9 protein-coding genes are annotated in these 13,452 nt (G+C 72.1%); 6 read left to right on the top strand and 3 right to left on the bottom strand.

The features are described from left to right. Positions 1-68: 68 nt before the first annotated feature. The 3 genes from Sspor_RS31860 to Sspor_RS31870 form a co-directional block, all read right to left on the bottom strand. Complete coding sequence (locus tag Sspor_RS31860; RefSeq protein WP_202202178.1) at positions 69-1,688, bottom strand: PucR family transcriptional regulator; 1,620 nt, start codon at positions 1,686-1,688, stop codon at positions 69-71. A 35-nt stretch (positions 1,689-1,723) separates the two neighbouring features. Beyond that, positions 1,724-3,106, bottom strand: a complete 1,383-nt coding sequence (locus Sspor_RS31865) for an FAD-binding oxidoreductase (protein ID WP_202202179.1) — start codon at positions 3,104-3,106, stop codon at positions 1,724-1,726. Positions 3,107-3,213: 107 nt separating this feature from the next. After that, positions 3,214-5,025: a glycoside hydrolase family 15 protein gene (locus tag Sspor_RS31870; protein WP_202203998.1), complete on the bottom strand. Its 1,812-nt coding sequence runs from the start codon at positions 5,023-5,025 to the stop codon at positions 3,214-3,216. Between the two features lie 466 nt (positions 5,026-5,491). On the opposite strand from Sspor_RS31870, the gene pyrG reads away from it, so the two are divergent. The 6 genes from pyrG (at position 5,492) to Sspor_RS31900 (ending at position 13,305) form a co-directional block, all read left to right on the top strand. Continuing rightward, positions 5,492-7,162 carry a CTP synthase gene (gene pyrG / locus Sspor_RS31875; RefSeq protein WP_202203999.1) on the top strand — a complete coding sequence of 557 codons (1,671 nt, stop codon included), beginning with the start codon at positions 5,492-5,494 and terminating at the stop codon, positions 7,160-7,162. Positions 7,163-7,245: 83 nt separating this feature from the next. Then, positions 7,246-7,881, top strand: a complete 636-nt coding sequence (locus Sspor_RS31880; protein WP_202204000.1) for an NUDIX domain-containing protein — start codon at positions 7,246-7,248, stop codon at positions 7,879-7,881. Between the two features lie 174 nt (positions 7,882-8,055). Continuing rightward, positions 8,056-10,044, top strand: a complete 1,989-nt coding sequence (locus tag Sspor_RS31885) for a tetratricopeptide repeat protein (RefSeq protein WP_237404120.1) — start codon at positions 8,056-8,058, stop codon at positions 10,042-10,044. A 152-nt stretch (positions 10,045-10,196) separates the two neighbouring features. Further along, positions 10,197-11,312 carry an alanine dehydrogenase gene (ald, locus tag Sspor_RS31890; RefSeq protein ID WP_202202180.1) on the top strand — a complete coding sequence of 372 codons (1,116 nt, stop codon included), beginning with the start codon at positions 10,197-10,199 and terminating at the stop codon, positions 11,310-11,312. A 368-nt stretch (positions 11,313-11,680) separates the two neighbouring features. Further along, complete coding sequence (locus tag Sspor_RS31895; protein WP_078851667.1) at positions 11,681-12,799, top strand: ParA family protein; 1,119 nt, start codon at positions 11,681-11,683, stop codon at positions 12,797-12,799. After that, complete coding sequence (locus Sspor_RS31900) at positions 12,784-13,305, top strand: hypothetical protein (RefSeq protein ID WP_202202181.1); 522 nt, start codon at positions 12,784-12,786, stop codon at positions 13,303-13,305. The genes Sspor_RS31895 and Sspor_RS31900 overlap by 16 nt, the downstream gene beginning before the upstream one ends. The last annotated feature ends 147 nt before the right edge of the window (positions 13,306-13,452 follow it).

Below are 13,452 nucleotides of genomic sequence, written 5' to 3' on the forward strand. Positions count from 1 at the left end.
GGCGGGGCTCGAACTGAGCCCCGCCCGGCGCTTGAGGCGCGGGTCCGGGCAGAGCCCGGGGAACGGCGTCAGGAAAGGGTGTGGCGGCGGGCGCGGAGGGCCAGGCTCAGGGAGAGGACCGTCTCCGGGTCGTCCAGGTCCGTGCCCAGGAGCTCCGAGATGCGGGCCAGCCGGTTGTACAGCGTCTGCCGGTTCAGGTGGAGCTCACGCGCCGTCTCCGCCTTGCGGCCCGCGTGGGCCAGGTACGTCTCCAGCGTGGGCAGGAGCGGGGGCCGCGACGCCGTGTCGTGCGTGCGGAGCGGCCCGATCGCACGGTCCACGAAGGCCGCCAGGTCGGGGTGTTCGCGCAGCCGCCACAGCAGCAGGTCGATGTCCAGGCGCCGGGCGTCGTACCAGGGCCGGGCCGGCAGGCCGTGCGCCGCCGTGGCGGTCTCCGCGGCGTGGCGCAGGCCCGCCGAGGCCGCCGCCCAGCCGCCCGCCACGCCGACGACCACGGCCGGCGGGGCGTCGGCCCGGTCCAGGCCGGCGCGTTCGACGCCCGCCCGCAGCGCGGCCGAGACCCGGTCCGCCACAGCCGTACGCTCCGACTCGGCGCGCAGGGAGACCAGGAGCGGGACCCGGCCCTCGACCGGGCGGACGCCCAGCAGGACCGGAACCCCGACGGACGACAGCTCCTCCAGCACCGCACGGGCCAGGACGGCCCAGTTCCCGGACGGGCCGAGGTCCGAGGCCAGCCGCATGACCACCGGCAGCAGCGGACCGCCGCCCGGCTTGAAACCCAGGACGCGGGCCTGTGCCGGGGCGTCCTCCGCCGAGATGCGGCCCTCCGCCAGGTCCGTCAGGAAGTCCCCGCGTCCGCGCGCCGCCAGTTCCTCCTCCTGCCGCGCCTGCATCAGGACGACGGCCAGGACGCCCGCCGTGCGTTCGGCCGCCATCCGGTGCACGGGGAGCAGCGGGGCCGAGATCCCGACCAGGACGACCCGGGCCCGGACCGAGCCGGTGCCGTGGCCCCCGCCCGGTACGTCGACCACCACCGTGTTCGTGGAGGGTTCGGCCTCGCGCTGGCCGCGCAGGCCCTCCCACACCTGGAGCGGGTCCGCGCCCGCGTCCCCGGCCGCGCTGCCGGCCGCGTACAGGAGCTGCCCGTCGGGGGTCTCCAGGAAGACCGGGTTCCCGGTGAAGTCGGCCAGGATCCGCAGGACCTGCGGGATGCCCCCACCGCCGAGCAGGGCCTCCGTACAGCGGCGGTGGACCTCCTCGGCCCGCTGGAGCAGCGCGTAGTGGTGGTTGACGATCTCGGTGTGGACCTCCTCCGTGACCGCCACGAAGGGGACCTCCCGGTGGAGCTGGACCAGGGGCAGCCCCGCCGAGCGCGCGGTCTCCACGAGGGTCGCCGGCAGCCGGGTGAAGCGCGGGCCCAGTTCGACCACCAGCGCGGCGATCCCGCGGTCCGCGAGGCGGCGTACGAAGGCGCGCTGCTCGGCCGGCCGGGTGCCGAGTCCGAGGCCCGTGGTCAGCAGCAGCTCACCGCCCTTGAGCAGCGAGGCGATGTTCGGGACCTCGCCCGCGTGCACCCAGCGCACGGTCCGGCCCAGGCGGTCGGCGCACGCGACCACCTCCGGCAGTCCGCCGCGCAGCCCCGGCAGCTCCAGCGCCCGCTGAACCGTGATCCCGCCCTGGTTCTCCATATCGCGGGACGCTACCGGCAGGCCTGTGCCCATCGTCAGGCGGGCTGGATGTTGTGGTTGAAGCGGAAGACGTTGTCCGGGTCGTACTGCCGCTTCAGCGCGCCCAGCCGCTGCATGTTCTCGCTGCCGAGGCCGGAGACCACCCGCGCCGCGCCCTCGTCGCCGGTGAAGTTGAGGTAGACCGCGCCCGTGCTCCACGGGCCGACGTCGGCGCGGACGTCCTTGACCCACTGCCGGCAGCGCTCGTCGTCGGCCGCGTCCTCCCAGATCCCGAACGGGTGCACCGCCCACGGCGCGTCGCGGTAGGGAATCGGGTAGTCGGCCGGGCCGGAGGCCACCGCGCCGCCCTGCGGGAAGACCAGGTGCTGGGTGCCGGTCGGTACCGGCATGTCCCCGGCGCGGGCGCAGAAGACGTCGACGAAATCGTCGGGGCAGCCGGTGAGGTACTCGGCCGACCAGTAGTTCCGCATGCCCGGGGGGTCGTCGATCATGCACTGGAGGTCGGCGTAGGGGATGGCCGTGACGATCTCGGACTCGTGGGGGATGGCCAGCAGCGGCTCGGCCAGCTTGCGCATCTCGTCCTCGGGGCCCGCGTACGTCAGCAGCGCCCCGGCCAGCAGCCGGCCGACCAGGTGCTGCGGGACGAACTCCTCGGGCGGGCCGGTGATGTAGAGGGCGGCGCCCGAGGCCTCGGGCGGTGCGGCCTCGATGACGTCCCGGTACGTACGGACCACCTCGGGCCCGCGTTCCGGCAGGTACAGCAGCATCGCGATCGACATGGCGGGCAGTTCGTACAGCCGCAGGGTCAGCGAAGTGGCGATGCCGAAGTTCCCGCCGCCGCCGTGCAGCCCCCAGAACAGCTCGGGGTGCTCCTCCGCGGTGGCGTGGACGAGCTCGCCCTCGGCGGTGACCAGGTCCACGCCCAGCAGGTTGTCCACGGCCAGGCCGAACTTGCGGTCCAGCCAGCCGCTGCCGCCGCCCAGGACGTAGCCGCCGACGCCGGTGGTGGAGGCGCGGCCGCCCGTCGTGGCCAGCGCGTAGGGCTCGCAGGCCCGGTCCAGGTGGCTCATCGTGGCGCCGCCCTCGATATGCGCCGCCCCGGCCGCCGGATGGACCGTCACCTCGTGCATCCGCCGCAGGTCCACGACGAGGCCGCCGTCGTTCAGGGACATCCCGGCCACGCTGTGCCCGCCCCCGCGCACGGCGATGTTCAGGTCCAGTTCCCTGGCGAAGCGCACGGCGGTCACCACGTCCGCCGTGCTCTCGCACTGGGCGATGACGGCGGGTCTGCGGTCGATCATCGCGTTGAAGAGGGTCCGGGCCTCGTCGTACCCGGGATCCTCCGGGGCGAAGACCTCGCCGGACAGATCCTCGCGGAGCGCGGTCAGGGCCGCGCCCGCCTTCGACAGGGGAGCCATGGCTGCCCCCTTCCACCGGAGGGAGGGCATAGGACCCTTCCAGCGTAGGCGCGGACGATCACCGGGGCGCGGCGAGAAAGTCCGCGGCCCCGGCGGGTCGTCCCGTTTCAGCCCCCGTATGCCCCGCTGGCCGTCAGCCGCAGGGCCGTGTCGATCAGCGGAACGTGGCTGAAGGCCTGCGGGAAGTTCCCGACCTGCCGCTGGAGCCGCGGGTCCCACTCCTCCGCCAGCAGGCCCAGGTCGTTGCGCAGCGACAGCAGCCGCTCGAACAGCCGCCGCGCCTCGTCGACCCGGCCGATCATCGCCAGGTCGTCGGCCATCCAGAACGAGCACGCGAGGAAGGCTCCCTCGTCGCCCTCCAGGCCGTCCACGCCGGCCTCCTCGCCGGTCGTCGGGTAGCGCAGGATGAACCCGTCGGGCGTGGACAGCTCGCGCTGGATCGCCTCGATGGTGCCGATGACCCGCTTGTCGTCCGGCGGCAGGAAGCCCATCTGCGGGATCAGCAGCAGGGAGGCGTCCAGCTCCTTCGACCCGTACGACTGGGTGAAGGTGTTGCGTTCCTTGTCGTAGCCCTTCTCGCACACGTCCTGGTGGATCTCGTCGCGCAGCTCGCGCCACCGCTCCAGCGGGCCGTCCGCGTCGCCGCTCTCGATCAGCTTGATCGTGCGGTCCACCGCCACCCAGGCCATCACCTTCGAGTGCACGAAGTGGCGGCGCGGGCCGCGCACCTCCCAGATGCCCTCGTCCGGCTGGTCCCAGTGGGTCTCCAGGTAGCGGATCAGCTTGAGCTGGAGCACCGAGGCGTAGTCGTTGCGGGCCAGGCCCGTCATGTGGCCCAGGTGCAGGGCCTCGGTGACCTCGCCGTACACGTCGAGCTGGAGCTGGCCCGCGGCGCCGTTGCCGACCCGGACCGGGCGGGAGTTCTCGTAGCCGGGCAGCCAGTCCAGCTCCGTCTCGCCGAGCTCCCGCTCGCCCGCGATCCCGTACATGATCTGCAGGTTCTCCGGGTCGCCGGCGACCGCGCGCAGCAGCCACTCGCGCCAGGCGCGGGCCTCCTCGCGGTATCCGGTGCGCAGCAGCGAGGAGAGGGTGATGGCCGCGTCCCGCAGCCAGGTGTAGCGGTAGTCCCAGTTCCGGACCCCGCCGATCTCCTCGGGGAGGGAGGTGGTGGGCGCGGCGACGATCCCGCCCGTGGGGCCGTAGGTGAGGGCCTTGAGGGTGATCAGCGAGCGGATCACGGCCTCCCGGTAGGGCCCGTGGTACGTGCACTGCTCGACCCACTCGCGCCAGAAGTCGGTGGTCGACTCCAGGGCCGCCTCGGCGTCGGGGGTCTCGGGCGCGTCGCGGTGCGAGGCCTGCCAGCTGATGCTGAAGGCCTTGCGGTCGCCCGGGCCGACGGTGAAGTCGGAGTACGTCGTGAGGTCCTTGCCGTAGGTCTGCGCGTCGGCGTCCAGCCAGACGGAGTCCGGGCCGGCCACGGCCACGGTGCGCCCGTCGACCTTGTGGACCCATGGCACGACCCGCCCGTAGCTGAATCGCATCCGCAGCGCCGAGCGCATGGGCACGCGCCCGCTGATGCCCTCCACGATGCGGATCAGCTGCGGTGCGTGGTCCTCGCGGGGAGGCATGAAGTCGATCACGCGGACCCTGCCGCGCGGCGTGTCCCACTCCGACTCCAGCACCAGCGAGTCACCGCGGTAGCGGCGGCGGGTCGCACGCGGGGCCTCGGTGCCGGCCGGGAACGACGGGCCGATCCGCCAGAACCCGTGATCCTCGGTGCCGAGAATGCTCGCGAACACGGCGTGCGAGTCGAAGCGTGGCAGGCACAGCCAGTCCACCGCTCCGTCCCGACAGACCAGTGCCGCGGTCTGCATGTCCCCGATCAGTGCGTAATCCTCGATGCGCCCGGACACGTGCATCTCCAGTCGAACGGCCACGTCCGCCCCCGCGGGGGCGCTTGCATTGCGCTGTTGCGCGGTCTCCTGTGTGCAGGGAGTGCCGCGTGAGCCCCATGATTCCGCATACCGGCCCGGTTAGGCCGTCCGACGGACTGCTCGGCGGCGCTGTGTGCAATATCCGAGCAGGATATGACGGCACCCTAGTGATCTCCGTGAGCCTCGGAAGAATGCGGTTGCGCCGAACGGGTGAGCTGCGGTCTTGCCGCCCCGGCGCACTCGGGAGCCCCGGGCGGAGCCCGCGCGCCGCGTGCCCGGAGGCGGACCGCCCCGGGCGCTGATAGGCTGGTACCCCGTGGACCGGTGGTCTGCCTGTGCGAATCAGGAGCCCCGAAACCGCAGCTTCGGCGCCCCCCGAGACCCTTCCGGATCGACGGCGGCCGGCGCCGGACGCACCTCACCTCGCGACCACGGGAGCCCCCTCTTGGCGATGCCGCCCGCTGCTTTTCGAAACAGCACAGCCATGACGACCAAGCACATCTTCGTCACCGGGGGTGTCGCTTCCTCCCTCGGCAAGGGCCTGACGGCCTCCAGCCTGGGTGCGTTGCTCAAGGCGCGCGGTCTGCGGGTCACGATGCAGAAGCTCGACCCGTACCTGAACGTCGACCCCGGCACGATGAACCCGTTCCAGCACGGCGAGGTGTTCGTCACCAACGACGGCGCCGAGACCGACCTGGACATCGGCCACTACGAGCGCTTCCTCGACGTCGACCTCGACGGCTCGGCCAACGTCACCACCGGCCAGGTCTACAACACGGTCATCGCCAAGGAGCGCCGCGGCGAGTACCTCGGTGACACCGTGCAGGTCATCCCGCACATCACCAACGAGATCAAGCACCGCATCCGCCGCATGGCGACCGAGGACGTCGACGTCGTCATCACCGAGGTCGGCGGCACCGTCGGCGACATCGAGTCGCTGCCGTTCCTGGAGACCGTCCGCCAGGTCCGCCACGAGGTCGGCCGCGACAACGTCTTCGTCGTGCACATCTCGCTGCTCCCCTACATCGGCCCCTCCGGTGAGCTCAAGACCAAGCCGACCCAGCACTCGGTCGCGGCCCTGCGCAACATCGGCATCCAGCCCGACGCCATCGTGCTGCGCGCCGACCGCGACGTCCCCACCTCCATCAAGCGCAAGATCTCGCTGATGTGCGACGTGGACGAGGCGGCCGTGGTCGCGGCCATCGACGCCAAGTCCATCTACGACATCCCGAAGGTCCTGCACACCGAGGGCCTGGACGCGTACGTCGTGCGCAAGCTCGACCTGCCGTTCCGCGACGTGGACTGGACGGTGTGGGAGGACCTGCTCGACCGGGTCCACAACCCCGACCACGAGGTCAAGGTCGCGCTCGTCGGCAAGTACATCGACCTGCCCGACGCCTACCTGTCGGTGACCGAGGCGCTGCGCGCCGGCGGTTTCGCCAACAAGGCCCGGGTCCAGATCAAGTGGGTCACCTCCGACGACTGCAAGACCCCGGCGGGCGCCGCCGCCCAGCTCGGCGACGTCGACGCGATCTGCGTGCCCGGCGGCTTCGGCGACCGTGGCGTCAACGGCAAGGTCGGCGCGATCACCTACGCCCGCGAGAACAAGATCCCGCTGCTCGGCCTGTGCCTGGGTCTGCAGTGCGTGGTCATCGAGGCCGCGCGCAACCTCGCGGGCATCGACGACGCCAACTCCACCGAGTTCGACGCCTCCACCCCGCACCCGGTCATCTCCACCATGGAGGAGCAGCTGGCCTTCGTCGAGGGCGCGGGCGACCTGGGCGGCACCATGCGTCTGGGCATGTACCCGGCGAAGCTCGCCGAGGGCTCCATCGTGCGCGAGGTCTACGGCGACGAGGCCTACGTGGACGAGCGCCACCGGCACCGCTACGAGGTCAACAACGCCTACCGCGGCGAGCTGGAGAAGAAGGCGGGCCTCGTCTTCTCCGGCACCTCCCCGGACAACAAGCTCGTCGAGTACGTCGAGTACCCGCGCGAGGTGCACCCCTACCTGGTGGCCACCCAGGCCCACCCGGAGCTGCGCTCGCGCCCGACGCGCCCGCACCCGCTGTTCGCCGGCCTGGTCAAGGCGGCCGTGCAGCGGCAGCAGTCCGCGAAGTGAGGGCCTGACCGCATAACGTAGGCAGCCGGGGCACGGATCGTGCCCCGGCTGTCGCGTTCTCGGGGAAGGTATCGGCCATGGCCATGGGCAACGACATCGTGGACACACCGGAGTCGTGGGAGGTCGTCGCCTCACGGACACCGTTCGAGGGCGCGAAGACGGCCGTGCGCTCGGACCAGGTCCGGATGCCCGACAGCTCGGTGGTGCGCCGCGACTACCAGGTGCACCCGGGCTCGGTGTGCGTCCTCGCCCTCGACGAGGAGCAGCGGGTGCTGGTCCTCAAGCAGTTCCGCCACCCCGTGCGGCACCGGCTGTGGGAGCTCCCGGCCGGGCTGCTGGACGTACCCGGTGAGAACCCGCTGCGCGCGGCCCAGCGGGAGCTGTACGAGGAGGCGCACGCCAAGGCGGGCGAGTGGCGGGTGCTGGCCGACTTCTTCACCTCGCCCGGCGGATCCGACGAGGCCGTCCGGATCTTCCTCGCGCGGGATCTGGCGGAGGCCGAGGGGGAGCGGTACGAGGTCTCCGAGGAGGAGGCCGACATGGAGATCGCCCGCGTCCCGCTCGCGGACCTGGTCGGCGGGATCCTCGCGGGCGAGCTGCACAACCCGGGGCTGGTGACCGGAGTGCTGGCCCTGGCCGCGGCCCTCGCCTCCGAAGGCGGCATCGAGGCCCTGCGCCCGGCCCTGGCCCCCTGGCCGGCCCGACCCTACGAGGTGTAGTCCGGGGCCGGCGCCATCGGGCACGGCGCCCGACGCGCCGGACGCGCCGGAGGCGCATCGGAAAATGGGACCATCTGCTGATCCGATTGGGGGATTTGCCCGCCGCGCTCCACACGGGTCGTCGCTCTGCGTGAACTACGCTCGCAATCCGGTGGCAGGGAGAGGAGCGGATCCGTGGCGGATTTCGTCGGGCGGCGGCGTGAGCTCAAGGAGCTGCGCGAGGACATCGCGCGAACCGGACTCGACACCCTCTCCGGCCGCAAGGCCAAGGCGCCCCGGGCCCGGGTGCTGCTCGTCGCCGGGCGGCCGGGGTCCGGGCGCACCGCCCTCGCCGAGGCCTTCGTGCGGGAGGTCGCCGAGGAATACCCCGACGGAGTGCTCCGCACCCGGCTCACCGCCCCCGGCGGGGAGACCGTGGCCACCGAACGGGCCGTCCGGAGCCTCCTGGAGGGCCTGGGGCTGCCCACCCCGCCCGGGGCCGGTGAGGACGAGCTGAGCTCCGTCCTGCGCACCGCCCTCGAAGGCCGCCGGGCGATCATCATGGTCGACGACGCCGCCGATCCGCAGCAGGTGGACGCCCTGCTGCCGGACACCCCCGAGTGCCTCGTCGTCGTCACCGCCGAGGGGCCGCTCACCGGTATCCCCGACGTCCGGCCCTGCACCCTCGGCGGACTCGACACCCCCTCCGCCGTGGAGCTGCTGGCCCAGCGCATCGGTGACACCCGGGTCACCGCCGACCCGCGGGCCGCCGACACCCTCGCCGAGGAGTGCGGGGGCCAGCCCGCCGCCCTCGTCCTCGTCGGCGGGTGGCTCGCCGCCCATCCCAAGGAATCCGTCGCCGACGTGGCCAAGCAGCTGCACGACATGCCCGCCACCACCGGCGGCCCGCTCGCCCGCGGCTTCCGGCTCGTCTACGAGTCCCTGCCGCAGCCCGCCCAGCGGACGCTGCGGCTGCTGCCGCTCGCCCCAGCCGGGATCGTCGACTCGCACACCGCCTCCGCCCTCGCCGGGTGCTCTGTGGCCGCCGCCCAGTCCACTCTCGACGACTTCGCCGGGCTGGGCCTCGTCCGCCCCTCCCGCGACGGCCTCTTCCTGCTGCCCGGCTGCCTCGCGCCGATGCTCCAGGCGCTCCTGGAGGCCAAGGAGCGCCCCGCCGAGGTCCAGCTGGCCCGGGCCCGGATGCTGGAGCGGACCGTACGGCTGCTGCACTCCTGCCGCGCCATGGCCGAGGCCGAGGAGCCCGGGGTGGACGCCGCCGTCGACGACGGTCTGCGCGAGCTGCTCGACGGGCTGCCGCGCGCACTGCGGTTCCCCGACCGGCGGGCCGCCGCCACCTGGCTCGACACCCGGCTGCCCGCGCTCACCGCGGCCGCCTCCCTGGCCGTGGCCGACGGGGAGCTGGACACCCTGGCCCGCCGGCTGGTCGCCGCCCTCGTACGGGCACTGGCGGACCACCGGGGCACGGCCGGGGCCGCCCCCGAGCTGTACGGGCTGCACCGCCTGGTCCTGGACGTGGCCGAGCGCCGCGACCTGCACCGGGAGCAGGCCGCCGCGCTGCTGAACCTGGCCGACCTGGACGCCGGGACCGGCCGGACCCAGGAGGCGCTGGAGCGCTACCGGGCCGCGCTGGATGCCGGACGGGCCGCGAACGACCCGTACGCGACGGGCCGCGCGATGGAATCCGTAGGAGGCGCGTACCAGGAGCTGGCGGACTGGCACCGGGCCGCCGACTGGTTCGGCCGGGCGCTCTCCCAGGCCCTCGCGCGGGGCGAGCGCGCGGACGAGGCGCGGCTGTACGGGCGGCTCGGCAACGTCCACACCTACGCGGGGCGGTACGGGGACGCGCTGCGCAGCTGGCGGGCGGCCGCCGCGGGCTACCGGAAGCTGTCCGATGTCCCCGGTCAGGCAAAGGCGTTGAGCGAGATGGCGCGGGTCCAGGAGTACGCCGGGCGGCCCGAGGAATCGCTGCACACCTGCCGCGAGGCGGTGGAGCTGGCGCGCCGGGCCGGGGACCAGCGGCTTCAGGCCGCACTGCAGGTCCGGCTGGCCGACACGCTGGACAGACTGGGGGACCCCGCAGCTGCCAGGCTGCACCGCTCCGCAGCCGACAGATTGCTGGGAGATGACCCCGCAGCCTGCGAAATCCGCAGTGCTTCCGACTGAGATTATTGGTTTGCAAGGCTAGACAGCGACTCATCCTTCATTAGACTGGGTTCACCGCGGCTTCCCGTGGTGCATCCCGTTGCGCGTTCTTGTGGGCGGGTATGTATGGAAGTGCCCCCGAAAATCCCCTGAGCCAAGGACCGTGATCGACGATGAAGGTCGGCATCCCCCGCGAGGTCAAGAACAACGAGTTCCGGGTCGCCATCACGCCCGCCGGCGTGCATGAGCTGGTCCGTAACGGCCACCAGGTCTTCATCGAGCAGAACGCCGGTGTGGGTTCCTCGATCACCGACGCCGAGTACGTCTCGGCCGGCGCCGAGATCCTCGCCACGGCGGACGAGGTCTGGGCCACCGCCGACCTGCTGCTCAAGGTCAAGGAGCCCATCGCGGAGGAGTACCACCGCCTCCGCAAGGACCAGACGCTCTTCACGTACCTGCACCTGGCGGCCTCCCGCGAGTGCACGGACGCCCTGCTGGAGTCCGGCACCACCGCCATCGCCTACGAGACGGTCGAGCTCGCCAACCGCGCGCTCCCGCTGCTCGCCCCGATGTCCGAGGTCGCGGGCCGCCTGGCCCCGCAGGTCGGCGCCTACCACCTGATGCGCTCGGCCGGCGGCCGCGGCGTCCTCCCGGGCGGTGTCCCCGGCACCCACGCCGGCGAGTGCGTCGTCATCGGCGGCGGCGTCTCCGGCTGGAACGCCGCGCAGATCGCCATCGGCATGGGCTTCCACGTGACCCTGCTCGACCGCGACATCAACAAGCTCCGCGAGGCCGACAAGATCTTCGGCACGAAGATCAAGACGATCGTCTCCAACGCCTACGAGCTGGAGAAGGCCGTCGTCGAGGCCGACCTCGTCATCGGCGCCGTGCTGATCCCGGGTGCGAAGGCCCCGAAGCTGGTCACCAACGAGCTCGTCGCCAAGATGAAGCCCGGAAGTGTCCTTGTCGACATTGCGATCGACCAGGGCGGCTGCTTCGAGGACTCCCGTCCGACCACGCACGCCGAGCCGACCTTCCAGGTCCACAACTCGGTCTTCTACTGCGTCGCCAACATGCCGGGCGCGGTGCCGAACACCTCCACCTACGCGCTGACGAACGCGACGCTGCCCTACATCGTGCAGCTCGCCAACCTCGGCTGGGCCGAGGCGCTGCGTCGTGACGCCGCCCTCGCGCTGGGCCTCAACACCCATGACGGCCAGGTCGTTTACGGTCCCGTCGCCGAGGCCCACGGCCTGGAGACCCTTGAGCTGAGCACGCTGCTCGGCTGACACGTCAACGACTGACGTCAATCTCACGTATCCGGCCGGACCTTGCCCGCAAGGTCCGGCCGGACGCGTTTGAGCGGTGCCCCGGGACCCCGCTCAACTCGCCTCGAACGTAACCCTTTAACCCTTTCGCACACCCGCGAAACTTCGCAGCGACAGCTCGTGCGCCCTTGACAGAGTGGTGTTCGGTTGCCGACACATCGTGCCGGGTCCGGCGGATTGTGTTGCCGCTGAGCGGTGACACGCCATAGAGTCGCCAACCGTCGGCATGGTGCCACGCTGACCTATCGATAAGTGTCCTGGTCACGTCCGAGGAGGTAAGACGACTTGTGAATGAGTCGACATTTGCTCCTGGGGGTGGTCGAGCAGGGATGCCTGAGCGGGGCCAGGGCCCTACCGGGCTCGAAGCCGTCGGCTCCGTCGCAGTACGCACCTTCGCAAACCACCAGCACATGACGACGCCCCAAAAGAGCATGGACGGCCTAGACGTGAACTCCAGGGCCGGCGACCTGAGCGGCGAAAAGCCCGTGGGTTTCGCCGACTACGACAATGTGCCCGAGGGGCACTTCTACGACCCCGACGCGGAGTACGAACCGGACCCCGAGTACGCGGCCACTCTCGCCCCCGACGCTGCCCGCCAGCGCCGTGAGCGGATCGGCCCGACCGGACGCCCGCTCCCGTACTTCCCGATCCCGGGTCCGCTGACCGACCACGGTCCGGCGAAGATCATCGCGATGTGCAACCAGAAGGGCGGCGTGGGCAAGACCACGTCGACCATCAACCTGGGTGCCGCGCTCGCCGAGTACGGGCGCCGCGTGCTGCTCGTCGACTTCGACCCGCAGGGCGCGCTGTCCGTGGGTCTCGGCGTGAACCCGATGGAACTCGACCTGACGGTCTACAACCTGCTCATGGAGCGGGGCATGTCGGCCGACGAGGTGCTTCTCAAGACGGCGGTCCCCAACATGGACCTGCTGCCGAGCAACATCGACCTGTCCGCTGCCGAGGTGCAGTTGGTCAGCGAGGTCGCGCGCGAGTCCACCCTGCAGCGGGCCCTGAAGCCCCTGCTGGCCGACTACGACTACATCGTGATCGACTGTCAGCCCTCGCTCGGTCTGCTGACCGTGAACGCCCTGACGGCGGCTCACAAGGTCATCGTCCCGCTGGAGTGCGAGTTCTTCGCGCTGCGCGGCGTGGCGCTGCTGACCGAGACCATCGAGAAGGTGCAGGAGCGGCTCAACCCGGAGCTGGAGCTCGACGGCATCCTCGCCACGATGTACGACTCCCGTACGGTGCACAGCCGTGAGGTGCTGGCGCGCGTCGTCGAGGCCTTCGACGACCACGTCTACCACACGGTCATCGGCCGCACGGTGCGCTTCCCGGAGACCACGGTCGCCGGTGAGCCGATCACGACGTACGCCTCGAACTCCGTCGGCGCCGCCGCCTACCGCCAGCTGGCCAGGGAGGTGCTCGCCCGGTGTCACGCCGAGTGAGTCTGCCCGGAGCCGACGAACTGTTCCGTACGACCGGGGGGATGGCGCTCCAGTCGTCCTCGCCGCGGCGCGGGGTCGAGGAGGCCCCCGCCGCGGAACACTCGGCCACCTCGGCCGAGGGCGCGGCACGTGAGGGCCGCGGCCGCGAGGCCGCGGACGCCGGCGGACCCGTGGTGGGGCAGCCGCGGCGGCCGCAGGAAGGTTCTGCCGGCCCGGCCGGCGGCGTGGGGTCCGCCCCGGGCGGCGCCGGCCGCCGGGGCAAGGGGCAGGGCCGGGGTGCGAACCGGCGCCCCAGCGGCCGCGAGCGCCACGACGAGAAGATCACGGTCTACGTCTCCGCCGAGGAGCTCATGGACCTGGAACACGCGCGGCTGGTCCTGCGCGGGGAGCACGGGCTGGCGGTGGACCGGGGCCGCATCGTCCGCGAGGCCGTCGCGGTCGTCCTCGCCGATCTGGAATCCCGCGGTGACGCGAGCATCCTCGTACGGCGCCTGCGGGGCCGCTGACCGCCCTGCGGGCCTTCCCGGAACTTCGGCCCGTCGTGGCCACCCGCCGCGCGGGGAGCTTCCCGCGGGCGGCGGAGCGCCGGTCCGGGCGGTACGGCGCCGTGCCGGGGCGGGGTCCGCCCGGTCGTACGGGCGAGCCCGTACGCT

It is taken from the genome of Streptomyces spororaveus (genome assembly GCF_016755875.1).
Lineage (GTDB): Bacteria > Actinomycetota > Actinomycetes > Streptomycetales > Streptomycetaceae > Streptomyces > Streptomyces spororaveus.